Annotated in this window: 13 protein-coding genes; 10 read left to right on the top strand and 3 right to left on the bottom strand. The window is 75.9% G+C overall.

Annotated features, from left to right (window positions below; all coding sequences use genetic code 11):
* The coding region (locus AB0B41_RS27440; protein WP_358208283.1) for an alpha/beta fold hydrolase at positions 1-1443 on the top strand (1443 nt) is incomplete at its 5' end.
* 10 nt (positions 1444-1453) lie between these two features.
* On the opposite strand, the gene AB0B41_RS27435 is transcribed toward AB0B41_RS27440, so the two are convergent.
* The 3 genes from AB0B41_RS27435 to AB0B41_RS27425 are packed head-to-tail and all read right to left on the bottom strand — an operon-like array spanning position 1454 to position 3731.
* Positions 1454-1909 carry a universal stress protein gene (locus AB0B41_RS27435; RefSeq protein WP_358208281.1) on the bottom strand — a complete coding sequence of 152 codons (456 nt, stop codon included), beginning with the start codon at positions 1907-1909 and terminating at the stop codon, positions 1454-1456.
* Positions 1906-3192 (bottom strand): MFS transporter, encoded by a 1287-nt coding sequence (locus AB0B41_RS27430; RefSeq protein WP_358208279.1) that lies wholly within the window; start codon positions 3190-3192, stop codon positions 1906-1908. The genes AB0B41_RS27435 and AB0B41_RS27430 overlap by 4 nt, the downstream gene beginning before the upstream one ends.
* Positions 3189-3731 (bottom strand): MarR family transcriptional regulator, encoded by a 543-nt coding sequence (locus AB0B41_RS27425; protein WP_358208277.1) that lies wholly within the window; start codon positions 3729-3731, stop codon positions 3189-3191. Before AB0B41_RS27425 ends, AB0B41_RS27430 begins: the two co-directional genes overlap by 4 nt.
* 127 nt (positions 3732-3858) lie before the next feature.
* On the opposite strand from AB0B41_RS27425, the gene AB0B41_RS27420 reads away from it, so the two are divergent.
* The 9 genes from AB0B41_RS27420 to AB0B41_RS27380 all read left to right on the top strand — a co-directional run bounded on the left by AB0B41_RS27420 (position 3859) and on the right by AB0B41_RS27380 (position 19653).
* Positions 3859-4332, top strand: a complete 474-nt coding sequence (locus AB0B41_RS27420) for a DUF6319 family protein (RefSeq protein ID WP_358208275.1) — start codon at positions 3859-3861, stop codon at positions 4330-4332.
* A 167-nt stretch (positions 4333-4499) separates the two neighbouring features.
* Positions 4500-7832: an exodeoxyribonuclease V subunit gamma gene (gene recC, locus AB0B41_RS27415; RefSeq protein ID WP_358208273.1), complete on the top strand. Its 3333-nt coding sequence runs from the start codon at positions 4500-4502 to the stop codon at positions 7830-7832.
* Positions 7829-11740 carry a UvrD-helicase domain-containing protein gene (locus AB0B41_RS27410; RefSeq protein WP_358208271.1) on the top strand — a complete coding sequence of 1304 codons (3912 nt, stop codon included), beginning with the start codon at positions 7829-7831 and terminating at the stop codon, positions 11738-11740. The genes recC and AB0B41_RS27410 overlap by 4 nt, the downstream gene beginning before the upstream one ends.
* Positions 11737-13689: an exodeoxyribonuclease V subunit alpha gene (recD, locus tag AB0B41_RS27405; RefSeq protein WP_358208269.1), complete on the top strand. Its 1953-nt coding sequence runs from the start codon at positions 11737-11739 to the stop codon at positions 13687-13689. Before AB0B41_RS27410 ends, recD begins: the two co-directional genes overlap by 4 nt.
* 90 nt (positions 13690-13779) lie before the next feature.
* The gene (locus AB0B41_RS27400) at positions 13780-15465 is read left to right on the top strand and encodes an FAD-dependent oxidoreductase (protein WP_358208267.1); all 1686 of its coding nucleotides are present in this window, start codon (positions 13780-13782) and stop codon (positions 15463-15465) included.
* Positions 15465-16895, top strand: a complete 1431-nt coding sequence (locus AB0B41_RS27395) for an ATP-binding protein (RefSeq protein ID WP_358208265.1) — start codon at positions 15465-15467, stop codon at positions 16893-16895. The genes AB0B41_RS27400 and AB0B41_RS27395 overlap by 1 nt, the downstream gene beginning before the upstream one ends.
* A 13-nt stretch (positions 16896-16908) precedes the next feature.
* Entirely contained in the window at positions 16909-17247 is a 339-nt protein-coding gene (locus AB0B41_RS27390; protein WP_358208263.1) for a UBP-type zinc finger domain-containing protein, read from the top strand.
* Between the two features lie 52 nt (positions 17248-17299).
* Positions 17300-17791, top strand: coding sequence for an NUDIX domain-containing protein (locus AB0B41_RS27385; protein WP_358208261.1), 492 nt, complete (start codon positions 17300-17302; stop codon positions 17789-17791).
* Positions 17792-18183: 392 nt separating this feature from the next.
* Entirely contained in the window at positions 18184-19653 is a 1470-nt protein-coding gene (locus tag AB0B41_RS27380; RefSeq protein ID WP_358208259.1) for an MFS transporter, read from the top strand.
* Positions 19654-19659: the final 6 nt, after the last annotated feature.

Raw genomic sequence — 19659 nt, 5'->3', positions numbered from 1 at the left:
CCCGCCTGGGCGGACGACCCGCTGCTGTCCCGGCTGCTCCAGGCGCACCGGGCCGCCCGCTCGTCGGCGCTGGAGCTCGTCGAGGACCTCGCCGCCGACGCCGACGACGCCGACCGGCTCCGGGTCGCCGTCGCCCGGCTCGCCGATCTCCTCGCCCCGGGCACCAACCCGTTGCTGCACCCGCGCGGGCTGCGCGACGCCGTCCGTTCCGGCGGTTCGAGCGCCGTCCGGGCCGTGCGCGCGCTGGCCGCGGACCTCACGTCCCCGCCGCGGCTGCCCGAGGGCGGCGCCCGGCTCGAGCCCGGCACCGAGACCGCGACCGCGCCCGGCGCCGTCGTGTTGCGCACGCCGCTCTTCGAGCTGATCCGCTACCTGCCCACGACCGAGCAGGTCGCCGAGGTGCCGGTCCTGGTCGTGCCGGGCGTGGTGAACCGCTTCCACCTCGTCGACCTCGCCCCGGACCGCAGCCTGGTCCGTCGGCTGGTCGCGGCCGGTCAGCAGGTGTTCGCGCTGTCCTGGCGCGATCCCGGCCCCGAGGACGCGGGGCTGGGGCTCGACGCCTACGCCGAGGCCGTCGTCGAGGCCCTGGGGGCGTGCGAGCGGATCTGCCGGGTGGACCGGACCACCCTGTTCGGCGTCTCCACCGGCGGGCTGCTGGCCGCGGCCGTCACCGCCCGCCTGGAGCGGCGGGAACGGGTCGCCGCGCTCGTCCTCGCCGGCACGACGCTCGACCGCGAGCGTTCGCGCACCGGCCCCTCCGCCGCGCCGGTCGACGACGCCGAGGTGCGCGCCGCCGTCACGTCGATCGGCCGGGCGGGCCTGCTCGACGGGCGCCGGCTCGCCGAGATCCACGCCCTGCTGTGCCCGGAGGCGCTGATCTGGCCGGCCTGGGAGCGCCGCTACCTCGCCGGCGCCGACGAGGCCGACACCCGGCCCGATCCGCTGCGCGCGTGGAACCTCGACGCGCTGCACGTGCCCGCCGCCCTGTTCCGCGACCTCGCCGGCCTGGCCCTCTCGGGCGCGCTGACCCGGCCCGGCGCCGCACACGTCCTCGGCGGTCCGGTCGACCTCTCCGCGGTGGACCGGGACGTCTACCTGCTCGCCGGCGTCGCCGACCGGGTGGGGAGCTGGCAGGCCGTCTACCGGACCTCGCAGGTGCTGGGCGGCAAGTGCCGCTTCGTGGCCGTCCCCGGCAGCACGGCCGCCGCGGTGGGCTACGGCACGAACGCGCACCGGGTCGCCGCGGGTGCGGTGTCGGCGGGCAACCCGGCCGACGCCGAGCGGTGGCGGGCGGCCTCGCACGTCGAGCAGGGCTCGTGGTGGGAGGACCTGGTCACCTGGCTGGGCGAGCGGTCGGGCGCCGTGGTCGACGCGCCACCGGAGCTGGGCGGGCGTGGGCTGCACCCGATCCACCCGGCCCCGGGGACCTACATCGAGAGCTGACCGGGTCCTACTAGGGGACCACGGTCACGGGCCAGCGCCCGGCCCGCACCACGCGCACGGCCACCGAGCCGAAGAGCTTGTGCCCGGCCTGCACGCTGGCCCCGACGAGGATCGCGTCGGCCCGCTCGCGCTCGGCGACCTGGGTCAGCGCCAGCACCGGGTCGCCGACGACGACCTCGAACGCCACCTCGACGCCGTACTGCGGCCCGAGCTCCTCGACCCCGGAGCGCAGCTCCTGCAGCAGCGTGTCGTCCTGCGGGTCGGTGACGGCCGCGGCGGCGAGGGGCACCGCCGTGGCGAAGGCGACGGACGGGATCCGGTCGGCGTACACCGCCACGACCCGGCCGCCCTGCCGGCGGGCCTGCCCGACGGCGTAGTGCAGCGCCCGCCAGCCCGTCTCCGACCCGTCGACGCCGACCACGACGGCCCGCGGGCCGTCACAGCCGTACTCGAAGCCGCTGCTCACCGCCGGCCGCTCTCGTGCTCCAGCGCCTGCTCGGCGAGGATCGCCTCCTCCTCGACCGCGGGCACCCGGGTGACGGCCTCCTCGGCGGCCGCGTCCTCGGCGGCGGCGTCCTCGTCGGCCTCTTCGAGCGCGCGGTGCACCGTGCTCAGCAGCAGCGCCCCGGCGAGGACGACGACGGCGGCGATCCAGAAGGGGACGTGCACGTTCAGGCCCTCCGCCAGCAGCCCCGCGACGAACGGGGCGAGCCCGCCGCCGATGAACCGGACGAAGCCGTAGGTGGCGCTGGCGACGTTGCGCGGCACCGGCGAGATGCTCATGACCGCGGTCGTGACCAGCGTGTTGTTCAGGCCCACGAAGGCGCCCGAGAGGATCACCGCGACGATCACGGTGGGCACCGAGCCGGAGAAGGTGCCGATCACCGCGAGGATCACGGCGACGCAGACCAGGCTCCCGTAGAGCGTCCGGGCGGTGCCGAAGCGGTCCTTGAGCCAGGTGGCGCCGAACACCGCGAAGAGCGCGACGAGCACGCCCCACGCGAAGAACACGGCGCCCAGCCGCAGCGCGGAGAGGTTCATGAGGAACGGCGCGTAGCCGAGCAGGGTGAAGAAGCCCCAGTTGTAGAGCAGGCCGACCAGGCTCGTGGTGCGCAGGCTCCGGTGCCGCAGCGCGGTCAGCGGCTCGGAGAGCCTCGACGGCTCGGCGGGCCTCGGGGTCTTGTCCACGAACACGACGGTCGCGACCAGCGCGATCAGCATCAGCGCGGAGACGCCGAAGAACGGGCCGCGCCAGGAGATGGTGCCGAGCAGGCCGCCCAGCAGCGGCCCGGACGCGATGCCGACGCCCAGCGCGGTCTCGTAGAGCACGATCGCCCCGGCGAACCCACCGCTGGCCGAGCCGACGATCACGGCGAGGCTGGTGGCGATGAACAGGGCGTTGCCGAGGCCCCAGCCGGCGCGGAAGCCGACGATCCCGCCGATGCCGCCGGCCAGCGCGGCCGCCGCGGCGAACACGACGATCAGCGCCAGCCCGATGACCAGGGTGCGCTTGGCGCCGATCCGGCTGGACACCCAGCCGGTGACGAGCATGGCCACCGCGGTGACCACGAGGTAGCTGGTGAAGAGCAGCTCCACCTGCGTGTGGCTGGCGTGCAGCTGCGTCGCGAGCGCGGGCAGGATCGGGTCGACGAGGCCGATGCCCATGAACGAGATGACACAGGCGAAGGCGACGGCCCAGACGGCCTTCGGTTGCCGGAACGGACTTGCGGACGTGCCGTGAGAACTCACGACGGCTCCCCCTCGGTACGGGTCTCGCGGGTGGTCGGGGTGCCGGCGGCCTCGCCGCCCGGCACGGTGGGGCCGGTCGGGGTCGTCGGGTACGGGGTGTCGGCCAGGGCGGCCAGGGCGTGCGTCGCGCCGAGCAGTGCACGCCGGTCGTCGGCCGACAGGGTGGTGATCCGCTCGGCGAGGAACTCCGTGCGCCGGGCGTGCCGGCCCGCGATGTAGGCGCGGCCCGCGGCGGTGGCCGAGACGAGCGTGGCGCGGCCGTCCGACGGGTCGGGGGCGCGCTCGACCATCCCGGCGGCCTCCAGCCGCCCGACGATGCCGGTCATCCCGGGCTGCGAGGTCCGCTCCTGGGCGGCCAGCTCGGTGACCCGGCGGGGCCCGTGCCGGTCGAGGTCGTCGAGCACGGCGAGGGCGACGGTGTTCCACTCCTCGGCCCGCAGGGTGCGGCGCAGCCAGCTCGCGGTGCGTTCGAGGACCTGGGCGAGCTCGGCCACCTGCGCGTCGTCGCGCGGTGGGCGCACGGATGCCGTGGGAGTCACGTGCACCATTACATCACGCAACTATATAAGTGGTCGATGCACCGTGGCTCACACCCTGCTCCCGGACCCGTCGAACACCTGTTCTACGGTCACCCTTGGACGTTCCGCCCGTGAGGAGAGGGAGCACGTGACCGCCGAGACCGAGAGCACCTCGACGACCGCCTCGACCGACACCGCCCCCACCGGGGGTTCTACACCGGACACCGCCCCCGCCACCGCCGCCACCGCCGCGGCACCCGAGGGGGGCGCCGCCCCCGCCGAGGCGACGGTGGCCGCCGGGGCCGAGCCGGAGAAGCGCAAGCGGGGCCGGCCCAAGGGCTCGACGGCCCGCACGACCCGGGTGGTCGAGCTGACCCTCACCGTGAGCGGCACGGCCGACGGCGAGTGGCAGGCCGAGCTCAAGCGCGGCACCACATGGCTCGCCCGGGCGCTGCCGGTGTCGGCGGGCGCGGTGCAGAAGGCCGCGGCCGAACTGCATGCGGAGATCTCCGGACCGATCGAGGAGGTCATCGGCGAGGCACGGGCCACCCGCGAGGCCAAGGTCGCCGAGCTCGAGGCCCAGTTGGAGCAGGCCAAGAAGGCACTCGCCGAGCTCGAGTGATCCGCGGCGCCGGTGCTGCGCCGGTTCCCGCGCCGGTCCTGCGCCGGTCCGGTGCTGCGCTGCGCCCCGTCTCTCGCCGACGCCCGCCGACCGGTCGGCGCCGGGCCTGTGGACACGCCGCGGGGGGCTCGCCGGAACCGTCGGTGGGCGTCGCTAACTTGGCCCACGTGTGGGTGGTGCACCGGGCCGAGCGGGCCGACCGGCTGGCCGACGCGCTCGCCGAGGTGATCGGCGGGCCGGCGGCCGATCCGTTCGTGCCCGAGATCGTCGCGGTGCCCGAGCGCGGCGTCGAGCGGTGGCTCGGGCAGCGCCTCGCGCACCGCCTGGGCACCGCCTCCGGGGCGGACGGGGTGTGCGCCAACGTCCTCTTCCCGGCGCCCGGGCAGGTCCTCGCCGAGGCGGTCGACGCCGCCACCGGGACCGACCCGGAGACCGACCCGTGGCACCCCGCGCGGGCGGTGTGGCCGCTGCTGGAGGAGGTCGTCGCGGCCGTCGAGGCGCCGGGCGACACCTTCGCGGCGCTGGCCGCACACCTCTCGCAGAGCGGCGGCAGCCGGACCTACGCCGTCGCCCGCCGCCTCGCCGACCTCTTCGCCGGCTACGCCGTCCACCGGCCGGACATGCTGCGCGCCTGGTGGGCGGGCTCGCCGGAGGGCGTGCCGGAGGACCTGCGCTGGCAGGTGGAACTGTGGCGGCGGCTGCGCGCCCGGATCGACGTCCCCGGCCCGGCGGAGCGGCTGGAGCAGGCCGAGCGCGCGCTGCGTGCCGACCCGGGGCTGGTCGAGCTGCCGGGCCGGCTGTCGGTGTTCGGTCCCACCCGGCTGGCCGCCGAGCACCTCGCCGTGCTGTCCGCGCTGGCCGAGCACCGCGAGGTCCACCTCTGGCTGCCGCACCCCTCCCCCGCGCTGTGGGAGAAGCTGTCGCCGGCGCAGGGCGCCGCCGTCCCGCGCCGGGAGGACCGCTCGGCCGGCGAGGTGGTCAACCCGCTGCTCCGGTCCCTGGGGCGGGACGTGCGCGAGCTGCAGCTGCGGCTGCCCGCCGGGGTCGAGGACGTGCACCACCCGGCGGGCCCGGCACCGGCCACGCTGCTCGGCCGCCTGCAGGAGGGGCTGCGCGAGGACCGGCCGGCCGCCGACGAGCTGCCGCTGCTCGATCCCGCGGACCGCAGCGTGCAGGTGCACGCCTGCCACGGGCCGGACCGGCAGGTGGAGGTGCTGCGGGAGATCGTCCTCGGCCTGCTCGCGGCGGACGAGACCCTCGAGCCGCGGGACGTCATCGTCATGTGCCCGGACATCGAGGCGTTCGCGCCGCTGATCTCGGCGTCGTTCGGGCTGGCCGCGGCCCTGCCGGACGCGGGCGCGGCGGGCGCCGACCCCGAGAACACCCATCCCGGGCACCGGCTGCGCGTCCGGCTCGCCGACCGGGCGCTCCGCCAGGCCAATCCCCTGCTGGGCACGGTGTCGGCGCTGCTCGAGCTGGCCGACTCCCGGGTCGCCGCCTCGCAGGTGCTCGACCTGGTCGGCTCCGCGCCGGTGCGCCGCCGTTTCCGCCTCGACGACGACGCGCTGGACCGGATCGGCGAGCTGGTCGTCCGGGCCGGGGTGCGCTGGGGGCTCGACGGCGAGCACCGCCGCCCGTTCAGGCTGGACGGGTTCCCGCAGAACACCTGGGCGGCGGGGCTGGACCGGATGCTGCTCGGGGTCGCGATGGCCGAGCGGCCCGGCGAGCAGGGCTGGCTGGGCACCGCCCTCCCGCTCGACGACGTCGACTCCTCGGACGTCGACCTCGTCGGCTCGCTCGCCGAGCTCCTCGACCGGCTGCACACCATCCTCGCGGCGCTCGCCGGACCGCAGCCGCTCACCGCCTGGATCGCGGCGCTGCTCGACGGGCTCTCCGCCCTGACCGCCACCACCGCGTCCGAGGCCTGGCAGGACGCGCAGGCGCGGGCCGAGCTCGCCGAGGTGGTGCGCTCCGCCGGCCCGCAGGGCGGCACCGTCCCGCTCACGCTGTCGGACGTGCGGGGCCTGCTGGCCGACCGGCTGCGCGGGCGCCCGAGCCGGGCGAACTTCCGCACCGGCACGCTGACCGTCGCCACGCTGGTGCCGATGCGGTCCGTGCCGCACCGGGTCGTCTGCCTGCTCGGGGTGGACGACGGGGTGTTCCCCCGCACCGGCGCCCCCGACGGGGACGACGTGCTGGCCCGCGACCCGCGCGTCGGCGAGCGGGACCCGCGCAGCGAGGACCGCCAGCTCCTGCTCGACGCGATCACGGCCGCCACCGAGCACCTGGTCGTGGTGCACTCGGGCATGAACGAGCGGACCGGGGCGGAGCGGCCGCCCGCGGTCCCGCTCGGCGAGCTGCTCGACGCGGTCGACGCGACCGTGCGGGTCGAGGGCCGGCGGGCGAGCGAGGCGATCACGGTCCGGCACCCGCTGCAGCCCTTCGACCCGCGGAACTTCACCCCCGAGCTCGTCGCGGGGACCACGCCGTTCAGCTTCGACCGCAACGCCCTCGCCGGTGCCCGGGCGCTGCTGGGCGAGCGCCGCCCCGTCCCCCCGTTCCTCGCCGCGCCGCTCGCGCCGGCGGAGTCCGGCGACACCGTGGAGCTCGACGACCTGGTGCGCTTCCTCGAGCACCCGATGAAGGCGTTCCTGCGGCAGCGGGTCGGCATGGTGCCGCGCTCCGAGGACGAGGAGCCGGCCGACGCGCTGCCCGTCAGCCTCGGCGGGCTGGACGAGTGGGCGGTCGGGAACCGGATGCTGCGGGACCGGCTCGCGGGGGCACCGGCCGAGCAGTGCGTGCAGGCGGAGTGGCGGCGCGGCGAGCTCCCGCCCGGCAGCCTCGGCGGAGCCGTGCTGGAGAAGGTGAACAGTGCCGTCGAGCCGCTGGTCGAGGCAAGCGCGCAGCTGCGGACCGGGGAGCCGGTGTCGCGGGACGTGGCGGCGGACCTGGGTGGGCTGCGGGTCGTCGGCACGGTCGCCGGGCTGTACGGGTCCACGCTGGTCACGGTCGAGTACTCGCGGCTCGGGCCGAAGCACCGGCTGCGGGCCTGGGCCCGGCTGCTCGCGCTCACCGTGACCCGCCCGGACATGCAGTGGCGGGCCGTCACGCTGGGCCGCGGGCGCGGTGGCGGGGCCATGCGCGCCACGATCCGGCCGCTCGGGGCCGACGAGGCCGGGGCGGCGCTGGCGGACCTGGTGGCGCTGCACCGCGAGGGGCTCTGCGAGCCGCTGCCGGTCTCCACCCCCTGCACCGCCGCCTACGCGAAGGCCCGCCGGGCCGGTGCGGCGGCGCGGGACGCCGAGCTGGCCGCGGCGAAGGAGTGGACGTTCGAGAAGGAGGACGAGGCGATCGTCGCGGTGCTGGGAGCGGATCCGGAGTTCGAGCGGCTGCTGGAGCAGCGGGGGGCGCTGCACGGCGGCGCGGAGACCCGGTTCGGCGAGCTTGCCGAGCGGATCTGGCGGCCCCTGCTCGACGCGGAACACGTGGAGTTGCTGTGACTGCCACCGGGACACAGGTGCTCCTCGCCCACCCGCAGTTCGAGGTCGACGGCCCGCTGCCCGCCGGCACCACCGTGCTGGAGGCCAGCGCGGGCACCGGCAAGACCTTCACGATCGCCGCGCTCGCCACCCGGTACGTCGCCGAGGGGATCGCCGCGCTGCCCCGGCTGATGCTGGTGACCTTCGGCCGCGAGGCCACCCAGGAGCTGCGCGAACGCGTCCGGGAGCGGCTCGGCGCCACCGAGCGCGGGCTCGCCGCCGGGGTGCCCTCGGCGGACCCGGTGACCCGGCTGCTGCAGCAGGGCAGCCCGGAGGAGGTCGCGGAGCGGCGGGCCCGGCTCCGCGCCGCGCTCGCGGAGTTCGACGCGGCCACGATCGCCACCACCCACCAGTTCTGCCAGCAGATGCTGGCCGGGCTCGGGGTGGCCGGGGACAGCGACCCCGACGCGGAGTTCGTCGAGCACGTCGACGACCTGGTCACCGAGGTGGTCGACGACTTCTACGTCCGCAAGTACGCCGCCCCCGGCGCCGGCCGGCCGGACTTCTCCCGGGACGAGGCGCTCAAGCTCGCCCGACAGGCGGTCGGCGACCCGCAGGCCCGCCTCGAACCCGCGGACGCGTCGGCCGGCTCGGTCGCCGGCGTCCGGTACAACTTCGCCAAGGCCGTCCGCGGAGAGGTCGACCGGCGCAAGCGCGCGCGGCGGCTGTTCTCGTACGACGACATGCTGACCCGTCTCGCGGGCGCCCTGCGGGACCCGGTGCGGGGCGCCGCGGCCCGCGAGCGGCTGCAGGCCCGGTACGACGTCGTGCTGGTCGACGAGTTCCAGGACACCGACCCGGTGCAGTGGGAGATCCTGCAGCGCGCCTTCCACGGGCACGTCACGCTCGTGCTGATCGGCGACCCGAAGCAGGCGATCTACGCCTTCCGCGGGGCGGACGTCGTCTCCTACCTGGAGGCGGCGAAGGAGGCCGGGGAGCTGCGGACCCTGGGCACCAACTACCGCACGGACGAGGCGCTGCTCGAGGCGCTCGACGGGGTGTTCGGCGAGGTCGCGCTGGGGTCGGACCAGATCGTCGTCCGGGGGGTGGAGGCGCACCACACCGCCCGGCGGCTGGCCTCGGCCCCGTCGGACGAGCCGTTCCGGCTGCGGGTGGTCGACCGGGACCGGCTGGAGCCGCTCACCGGCCGGCGGCTGGGCCGGGCGCAGAAGGCGCGGGAGGTGGTGGCGGAGGACGTCGCCGCCGACATCGCCGCCCTGCTCGCCTCCCCCGCCACCGTCGAGGACCGGCCGCTGCGCGCCGGCGACGTCGCGGTCCTGGTCCGCACCAACGCCCAGGGCGTCCAGGTGCGGGACGCGTGTACCGCGGCCGGCGTCCCCGCGGTGCTCACCGGCACCACCAGCGTGTTCACCACCGAGGCCGCGGCCGAGTGGCTGACCCTGCTCGAGGCCGTCGAGCAGCCGCAGCGCGCCACCCGGCTGCGGGCCGCCGCGCTGACGTGCTTCGTCGGGCACACGGTCGAGGAGCTGTGCGGCGAGCGGGCCGAGGAGCTGATCGACGAGCTGGGCACGGACCTGCGCGCCTGGCACGCGGTGCTGGCCGAGCGCGGCGTCGCGGCGCTGCTGGAGGCGGTCACCAGCCGCACCCGGCTGCCGGCGCGGCTGCTCGGGCTGCGCGAGGGCGACCGGCGGCTCACGGACGTCCGGCACATCGGGCAGGTGCTGCACGGGGCGTCGCTGGAGCGGCACCTCGGCCCGTCCGCGCTGGTGGAGTGGCTGCGCCATCGCATGGCCGACGCCGCGCGGGACACCACCACCGAGCGGAGCCGGCGCCTGGAGTCCGACGCCGATGCCGTGCAGATCGTCACGGTCCACCGCAGCAAGGGGCTCGAGTTCCCGGTGGTCTACGTGCCGTTCGGCTGGGACCGGTGGGTCAACGACAAGGCCGAGGTCCTGCTCGTCCACGACGACACGGGCGCCCGCGTCCTCGACGTCGGCGGGGCCCTCGGGCCGCACCGCGCCGAGCGGCTGCAGCGGCACCTCGAGGAGGAGGCCGGCGAGGACCTGCGGCTGATGTACGTCGCGCTCACCCGGGCGCGCTGCCAGGTGGTGGCGTGGTGGGCGCCGACCACCACCACCGAGTGCTCGGCCCTGCACCGGCTGTTGATCGGTCGGCCCGCCGCCGGGACCGTGCCCGAGGCCGGCTACCGGGTCCCGTCCGACGCGTCGGCGCTGGAGCTCCTGCGCTCACTGCCGGGGGTGACAGTCGAGACGCTCTCCGACCGCACCGCGGCGCCTGCCCCGGACCGCGACGGCGACCCGCCGAAGCTGGGCGTGGCCCGGTTCGCCCGCCGGCTCGACGCGGCGTGGCGGCGCACCTCCTACAGCGCGCTGACCGCCGACGCCCACGGCCACCACGCCTCGGTGGAGACGCCGGAGCCGCCCACGCCGGGTGTCGGGTCGGAGCCCGAGGCGCCGGGCAAGGACGACGAGGCCGAGCTCGAACTGCTCGACGTCACGTCCGAGCTCGGGGCGGACCTGCCCTCGCCGATGGCCGACCTGCCGCTGGGCACCGGGTTCGGCACGCTGGTCCACGCCGTCTTCGAGCACCTCGACACCACCGCGGCCGACATGGCCGCGGAGCTACGGGCCCGGATCACGGAGGAGCTGGCCCGGCAGCCCGCCGAGATCGACCCCGAGGCGCTCGCGGCGGGGCTGCGGCCCGTCGTCGAGACGCCGCTCGGGCCGCTCGCGGGCGGGCGGGCGCTGCGGGAGATCCGGCCGGCCGACAGGCTGGCGGAGCTGGACTTCGAGATGCCGCTCGCCGGCGGCGACACGCCCTCCGGGCAGGTCACGCTCGGCGACCTGGCGCCGGTGCTGCGCCGGCACCTGCCCGCCGGCGACCCGCTCGCGAGCTACCCGGACCTGATCGCCGCGCCGGGTCTGGCGGCGCAGCCCCTGCGCGGGTACCTGACCGGGTCGATCGATGCCGTGCTGCGGGTCGACGGCCGCTTCCTCGTCGTCGACTACAAGACGAACTGGCTCGGCCCCTCCGGCCCGGGCGGCCGCGAGCCGCTGACCGCCGCGCACTACGCCCCGCCGGTCCTCGCCGCCGCGATGCAGGCCGCGCACTACCCGCTGCAGGCGCTGCTGTACTCGGTCGCGCTGCACCGCTTCCTGCGCTGGCGGCTGGCGGGCTACTCCCCCGAGCGGCACCTGGGCGGCACGCTCTACCTCTTCCTCCGCGGAATGTGCGGCCCCGACACCCCACAGGTCGACGGCACCCCGTGCGGGGTCTTCGGCTGGCAACCACCCCCCGCCCTGATCGCCGAGCTCTCGGACGTCCTCGACGCCCGCTCCACCCGTGATCACCAGCCCGGACCGCCGGCGGCCGCGGGTGGCACAGAAGGGTCTGACATGCCGATCACCTCCGCTGACTCGGGCCCCACCACACCTCCCGCCCAAGATCACCGTCCAGGACCGCTTCGGGCCGCTGGTGGCGCCAAAACGTCCGAACCGGCGATCACCCCCGACGCCGCCCCCAGCCCCGCCACACCTTCCGTCCAGGATCACCGCCCAGGCTCGCTGCCGGCCGCAGATGGGGCGGATGGTGCGGATGGCGTGGAACGGTCTGACACGGCGATCACTCCCGGGACCGACTCCGGCCCCGCCGCACCTCCTGCCCACGATCACCAGCCCGGACCGCTTCCGGCCGAGAGCGGCGGCAACGCGTCCCGAACAGTGATCGTGGGTGGCGACGAGGAGCGGGTGGAGTTGCCGCTCGACCTGCCCGAGCCCACGGAGGCGCCGCATCCGCGCGAGCGGACCACACGGCCGCGGAAGGCAGCGCACGTGGAGCCCGACGAGCCCGGGCTGTTCGACCTCGGTGACCTCGGAGGCGACCGGTGAGCATCGCCCGGACCGCGCTCGCGCCCCCGGAGCGCGATCCCTACGACCTCCGCACCGCCCGCACCGCCGCGGGCCTGCTGGGTGAGTTCAACGTGGCCGGGGTGCTCTCGGCCGCCGACGTGCACGTCGCGACCCGGCTCGGACGGCTCGGCGGCGACCCTCGCGGGGAGCCCGAGGAGGTGCTGCTCGCCGTCGCCCTCACCGTCCGCGCCATCCGCAACGGCTCGGTCTGCGTCGACCTCGCCGAGGTCGCCCACACCGTCCTGGGCGAGGGCGAGGAGTCGGTCGACGTCTCGGCCCTGTCGTGGCCCGAGCCGGGGGCCTGGCGCGCGGCCGTCGAGCAGAGCCCGCTGGTCGCGAGCGGGGCCGACGCGGTGTCCGGGCGCCCGCTGCGGATGATCCCGGTCGCAGGCGGGCGGGGCCTGCTCTACCTCGATCGCTACTGGGCCGAGGAGGAGCTGGTCCGCCGGGAGCTGCGGGACCGCGCCGCCACCGGGCAGCCCGAGGTCGACCCCGACCGGCTCCGCAACGCCCTCGCCCGCCTGTTCGACACCCCGGCAGGAGCCGACGCGCCACAGGGCACGGACCTGCAGCGGCTCGCCGCGGCGGTCGCCGCCCTGCGCCAGGTCACCGTGCTCGCGGGCGGCCCGGGCACCGGCAAGACCACCACCGTCGCCCGCCTGATCGCGCTGCTCCACGACCTGCACGAGGCCGAGTCGCCGTCGCCGCTGCGGGTTGCGCTCGTCGCTCCGACCGGCAAGGCGGCCGCGCGGCTCGGCGAGGCGGTCGCCCAGCACACGGCGGAGCTTCCCGAGGAGGACCGGGCGCGCGTCGGGTCCCCGGCGGCGTCGACGATCCACCGGCTGCTCGGGCGGCGTCCCGGCTCGTCGAGCCGCTTCCGGCACGACCGGGCCAACCGCCTCCCGCACGACGTCGTGGTCGTCGACGAGACCTCGATGGTCTCCCTCACCCTCATGGCCCGGCTGCTCGAGGCGGTCCGGCCCGACGCCCGGCTCGTGCTGGTCGGCGACCCGGACCAGCTCGCGTCCGTCGAGGCGGGCGCGGTACTCGGCGACCTCGCCCGGGCGGGCGGGCAGCCCGAACCGGCGCTCGAGGACCGGCTGCGCGAGGTCGGCGCGCTCGCCGCGGCGGACCCGCCGGTGGTCCACGGCGTGGTCACGCTGCGGCACACCTGGCGTTTCGACGGCGGCATCGCCGAGTTTGCCGGCGCGGTCCAGGCGGGCCGGGCCGACGACGCGGTCGCCCTGCTCCGCGAGGGCCGCCCCGACCTGGAGTTCGTGGAGAGCGACCTGGAGGTGCGGGAGCCGGCGGGCTTGGACGGGCTGCGGGCGGACGTCGTCGACGCGTCCGGCGCGCTGATCTCCGCGGCGGTCGCCGGCCGCACCGGCGAGGCGCTCGACGCCCTCGAACGCCACCGCCTGCTCTGCGCCCACCGCCGCGGCCCCTACGGCGTCACGCGCTGGGGCCTGGAGGTCGAACGCTGGCTCGCGCAGGCGCTGCCGGGGTTCGACGAGGTGGCGCCCGGCCAGCCCGGGCCCTGGTACCCGGGCCGGCCGCTGCTCGTCACGGCCAACGACTACGACCTCGGCCTCTACAACGGCGACACCGGCGTGGTCGTGCGCCAGGGCGGTGCGCTGCGGGCGGTGTTCGGCCGGCCGAATGCGCCCCAGTCGTTCGCGCCCGCCCGGCTCGGCGGGGTGCAGACGGTGCACGCGATGACCGTCCACCGCAGCCAGGGCAGCCAGTTCGCCCGGGTCACCGTGGTGCTGCCGCCCCCGGACTCCCCGCTGCTCACCCGGGAACTGCTGTACACGGCGGTGACCCGCGCCCGCACCGCCGTCCGGATCGTCGGCAGCGAGGAGGCTGTCCGCGCCGCCGTCGCCCGCCCCGTCAGCCGGGCCAGTGGCCTGCGGGAACGCATGGGCTGACCGCCCACCCGTACAGCCCAGGGCGAACACGCGGGCTCTGCGGACGAATGCCGGTGACCCCGCGGCGCCGGGCAGGGCAGGATGGGTGCCATGCCGGAGGCTGCCTCCTCGCTCGTCCCCGCCAAGCCCGCCCTCGTCACCGTCGACGACGATCCCAGCGTCTCCCGCGCCGTGGCCCGCGACCTGCGGCGCCGGTACGGCGAGACGTTCCGCGTCGTGCGCGCCGAGTCCGGGCAGCAGGCCCTGGACGCGCTCAAGGAGATGGCGCTGCGCGGTAACGACGTCGCCGTCCTGCTCGCCGACTTCCGCATGCCCGGGATGAACGGGCTGGAGTTCCTCGAGCAGGCCATGGACCTGTACCCCGCGGCCCGGCGGGTCCTGCTGACCGCCTACGCCGACACCGACGCCGCCATCACCGCGATCAACGTCGTCGACCTCGACCACTACCTGCTCAAGCCCTGGGACCCCCCGGAGGAGAAGCTCTACCCCGTCGTCGACGCCATGATCGACGCCTGGCGGGCCGCTCCCCGCAAGGAGGTCTGCGAGACGCGCGTGATCGGCCACCGCTGGTCCGCCCGCTCCCACGAGGTCCGGGACTTCCTCGCCCGCAACCAGGTCCCCTACCGCTGGTACCCCGTCGACCAGCCCGAGGCCGCGCGGCTGCTGCAGGCGGCGGGCGTCGACGACTCGCACCTGCCCGTGGTGATCTCCCCGGCCGGGGAGTGCCTGGTCGCGCCGGACGAGGTCCAGCTGGCCGAGCGCGTCGGGCTGGCGACCGTCCCCGCCACGGACTTCTACGACCTCATCGTGATCGGCGGCGGCCCGGCCGGGCTCGGCGCCAGCGTGTACGGCGCGTCGGAGGGCCTGCGGACGGTCCTGGTCGAGCGCACGGCGACCGGCGGCCAGGCCGGGCAGAGCTCGCGGATCGAGAACTACCTGGGCTTCCCCGACGGCGTCTCCGGCGCCCAGCTCACCGACCGTGCCCGGCGGCAGGCCGTCCGGCTCGGGGCGGAGCTGCTGACCGCACGCGAGGTCGTCGCACTCGAGGCCAACGGGCCGGCTCGCACGGTCCGGTTCGCCGACGGCAGCGCCATCCACGCGCACGCGGTCGTGCTCGCCACCGGGGTCAGCTACCGGGAGCTCGACGCGCCGGGCCTGGCCGACCTGGCCGGCCGCGGCGTGTTCTACGGCTCCGCGCTCACGGAGGCGGCGGGCTGCGCCGGCGCCGACGTCTACATCGTCGGCGGCGCCAACTCCGCAGGTCAGGCCGCGGTCTACTTCTCCCGGCACGCCCGCAGCGTCACGATGCTGGTCCGCGGACCGGGCCTGCAGGCGTCGATGTCGCAGTACCTGATCGAGCAGATCGAGGGGATCCCGGAGATCACCGTCCGGACCTGCACCGAGGTCGTCGAGGCCACCGGCGGGGAGCACCTGGAGAAGCTCACCCTGCGGGACCGCAACACCGGCGAGACCGAGACGGTCGACGCCGGCTACCTCTTCGTCTTCATCGGCGCCACGCCGCGCACGGACTGGCTCGGCGGGCTCGTCGAGCGCGACGCCGGCGGGTTCGTCCTGGCGGGCCCCGACCTCGTCGTCGAGGGCAGGCGGCCCACGGGATGGACCGAGGACCGGGATCCGTTGCACCTGGAGACGAGCCTCCCGGGGGTCTTCGTCGCCGGCGACGCACGTGCGGAGTCCGTGAAGCGGGTCGCGTCGGCCGTGGGCGACGGGGCGATGGCCGTGTCGCTCGTCCACCGCTACCTGGAGAGGCCCTGATGAGCGCACCGATCGCCTGCGACCCGGAGGAACTGCGCCGGCTCTTCCTGTTCGAGAAGCTGCAGCCCGACCAGCTCGACGCGCTGTGCCGGCAGGGCCAGATCGAGACGTTCGAGCCGGGCCAGGTCTACCGCGAGGGCGATCCGGCCACGTGCTTCTACGTGCTGATCGAGGGCACGGTGGTGCTCGCCCGGCGCTCGGGCGAGGAGGACGTCGAGGTGGAGCGCACCTCCCAGCCCGGGGTGTACGCCGGCGCCTGGCACGCCTACCTCGGCGACCGGGTGCCGCAGGTCTACAACAACTCGCTGCGGGTCACGGTGCGCTCGCGGTTCTACGTGCTCGACGCCGAGAAGCTCTCCACGCTCATGCGCGAGTGGTTCCCGATGGCGCTGCACCTGCTCGAGGGCCTGTTCTTCGGCATCCAGAACACGCAGCAGGCCGTCAGCCAGCGCGAACGGCTGCTCGCCCTCGGCTCGCTGTCGGCCGGCCTCACCCACGAGCTGAACAACCCGGCCGCCGCAGCGGTGCGCGCCACGTCCACCCTGCGCGAGCGCGTCGCCGGGATGCGGCACAAGCTCGGGCTGATCGCGGCCGGCCCCTACGAACGGGCCGACCTCGAGACCCTCATGCGCCTGCAGGAGGACGCCGCCGACCGCGTCGGGAAGGCCCCCGAGCTCGGCCCCCTCGAGGCCGGCGACGCCGAGGACGAGGTCGGCGAGTGGATCTCCGACCAGGGCATCGAGGGCGGCTGGGACATCGCGCCGAACTTCGTGGCCGCGGGGATCGACGTCGACTGGCTCCAGCAGGTCAAGGCGAGCGTGCCCGCGCCGATACTGGAGAGCGCGGTCCGCTGGCTGAACTACACCGTCGAGACCGAGCTGCTGATGAACGAGATCGCGGACTCGACGACCCGGGTCTCGACGCTGGTCGGTGCGGCCAAGCAGTACTCGCAGATGGACCGGGCGCCCTACCAGACCGTGGACGTGCACGAGCTGCTCAAGTCCACGATCGTCATGCTGCACGGCAAGTTCGGGAACGGCGTGCAGCTGGTCAAGGACTTCGACCGCAGCCTGCCGAAGATCTCCGTCTACGCGGCCGAGCTGAACCAGGTGTGGACGAACCTGATCGACAACGCCGTGCAGGCGATGGACGGGCACGGCACCCTGACCGTGCGCACCGCGCGGGAGGGCGACCGGCTGCTCGTCGAGATCGGCGACACGGGGCCCGGGATCCCGGCCGAGATCCGGTCGCGGATCTTCGAGCCGTTCTTCACCACGAAGGCCGTCGGCGAGGGCACCGGGCTCGGCCTGGACATCTCGTGGCGGATCGTGGTCAACCGGCACCACGGCGACCTGCGGGTCCTCTCCGAGCCGGGGAACACCCGCTTCCAGGTCCTGCTGCCCTTCGACGCGCTGATCGACGAATCGTGACAGTGGAGGAACCGTGACGACGATCGACCCGTCGGTGCCGCCCTCGGGCACCGGGTGTGCGGAGTGCGAGGCCGCCGGTGGCTGGTGGGTGCACCTGCGCCGCTGCGCGACGTGCGGGCACGTCGGCTGCTGCGACACCTCCCCCGAGCAGCACGCGACCGCGCACTTCCGCTCCACCGGGCACGCGGTGGTGCAGAGCTTCGAGCCGGGCGAGGACTGGTTCTGGGACTACGACCGCGAGGTCGCGCTGTCCGGCCCCTCGCTGGCCCCGCCGTCGGCGCGGCCGGAGGCCCAGCCCGTCCCGGGTCCGGCCGGCCGGGTGCCCGCCGACTGGCGGTCGAAGATCCACTGAGAAGCGTGAGGCCGGCGGGCGGCGGCGCGCCGGCAGGGCGGAGAATCGCGCCGTGCTGACGAGTGCCGGGATCCTGCTCCACCGCGACCGCGCCGGGATCGTCGAGGTGCTCCTCGGACACATGGGCGGGCCGTTCTGGTCCCGTAAGGACGCCGCCGCCTGGTCCATCCCGAAGGGCGAGCTCGACGCGGGCGAGGAGCCGGTCGCCGCCGCGCGCCGCGAGTTCGCCGAGGAGCTGGGGTTCCCGCCGCCGGACGGGGAGCTGCACGAGCTGGGCTTCGTCGTCCAGTCCGGGCGGCGCAAGACGGTCCTGGGCTTCGCGCTGAGCGGAGACGTGCCCGACGCGCAGGTCGCCGCCGTGGCCGAACGGCCGGACGACGGCTCGTGGATCGAGATCGAGTGGCCGCGCAACTCCGGCCGCCGGCTGCGGTTCCCGGAGATCGACCGCGCCGCCTGGTTCGACCTCGCGACCGCGCGGGTCAAGCTCGTGAAGGGCCAGCTCCCCTTCCTCGACCGGCTCGAGACCCTCCTGGCCCCGGCCTGATCCCCGCCCGAACCCCGGGGACCCCCACCCCGCTCGTCCGCCTACCCTTCGTCTGAATCGATCGTGAGTCGTCTCACCTGCGGAAGATTGGCGATCACGACCCGGGTTCTGCCACCGTGGAACGTCGACGCACGCGGTCGTGCGCCGAACCCCGACCGCCCCGTCGCGCGCGCCCTCCCCGAGCGTCGCGACCGTCACGGTGGGCCCCTCCGAGCCGGCAACCCGAGCGCCGCCGGAGCGCGTGGCCCGCCCGAGGACCCACCTTCATGCCCGTCTCCCCCGTCGGGTCGCGCCGGCGTGCGCCCGTACGCCTCCGTGATCTCCATCCGTCCCCCCGCACGGGCGACCGCGTCGACCGCGCCCCGGCCTCCTTCAGCCGGCTGCGTACCGCCGTGACCGCGCTCTTCGCGTTCGACGGCGCGGTGTTCGGCAGCTGGGCCGCCCGGATCCCGGACGTCACAGCCCAGGTCGGCGCCACCCACGCCACACTGGGCGTCGCGCTGCTCTGCGTGTCGCTCGGCGCCCTGGCCAGCATGCAGCTCACCGGTGTGCTCGCCGGCCGCTTCGGCGCCGGCCGGGTCGCCCTCGCCGGCTCCGCGGGCGCCGCGCTGGTGGTCCCGCTGCCCGGGCTCGCGACGTCGATCCCGCAGCTCTCCGCCGTCCTGCTGCTGTTCGGCGCGCTCACCGGCATGGTCAACGTCGCCATCAACAGCGCGGGAGTCGCCGTCGAGTCGCGGCGGCCCGGGCGCGCGCTGCTGCCCGCGCTGCACGCCGCGTTCAGCCTCGGCGGGCTCGCCGGCGCCGCCGCCGGTGGGGTTGCCTCCACGATCGGGCCGGTGCTGCCGCACCTCGCTGTCGTCGGCGTCGTCGGTCTCGTGCTCGTCGCGGCGACCCGGTCGACGCTGGCCGGGCTGCACGACGGCGAGGGCCGCGGGCCGGACACGGACCGTCCGCCCGAGCCGGGCCCGCCCCGCCGCGGCCGGGCCCTCGTCGTGCTGCTCGGCCTGATCGCCGGCTGCACCGCCTTCGGCGAGGGCGCGGTCACCGACTGGGGTGCCCTGCACCTGCGCGAGACCCTCGGCGCCACGCCGGCCCTGGCCGCCGCCGGCTACTCCTGCTTCTCGCTCGCGATGGCCTGTGGGCGGCTCACCGGCGGCGTGCTGCTGCGCCGGCTCGGCGAGACCCGGCTGCTCGGCGGTGGTGCGCTGCTCGCCGCGGCCGGGATGACCGCCGCGCTGGTGACGTCGTCGCCCGAGCTTGCGCTGGCCGGGTTCGTGCTGGTCGGGCTGGGCCTGGCGAACCTCTTCCCGGTCACGATCGCCCGCGCCGGGGCGCACTCGGGTTCGCGCGGCGTGGCCCTCGCGTCGACCGTCGGCTACAGCGGGCTGCTCGGCGGGCCACCCGCCATCGGCTTCCTCGCCGAGCACGCCGGGCTCCCGGCGGCACTGGCGTCGGTGCCCCTGCTGGCCGTGGTCGCGGCCGGCCTGGCGCTCGGCGTCGCCAAGGACGGGCCGCGCCTCCGGCTCCCGAGCCGCCTGCCCCTCCCGGCCCGTCCGGTGCGGGCGGCCCTCGGCCGGGTCGCACAGGCCACGGCGCGGCCCGTCGACCCCGCCGGACTGGGGATCCTCGCGGCCCGCACGGCGACCGTCGTCGCGCGCACCCAGCCGTTGCGCATCGTCCGGACCGCCGGCTCCCGAGTCGCGGTGACCGCCCGGCCGGCGATGCTGCGCGGGAAGGCGATCGTCCACCGGGCCGCCGCGGACCTGCCCGCCCTCACCCCGGCGACCACGACCACGCCGCCGACCCGCGCCCCCGGCGCCCGCATCCGCCCCTACCCGGGCCTGGAGCTGCTCGCCTCCTGAACCGGT

Origin of the sequence: Pseudonocardia sp. NPDC049154 (assembly GCF_040648315.1) — a bacterium.
Classification (GTDB): Bacteria; Actinomycetota; Actinomycetes; order Mycobacteriales; family Pseudonocardiaceae; genus Pseudonocardia.
The sequence above is the reverse complement of the archived record's forward strand: the minus strand, read 5'-3'. Positions and strand labels throughout refer to the sequence as shown.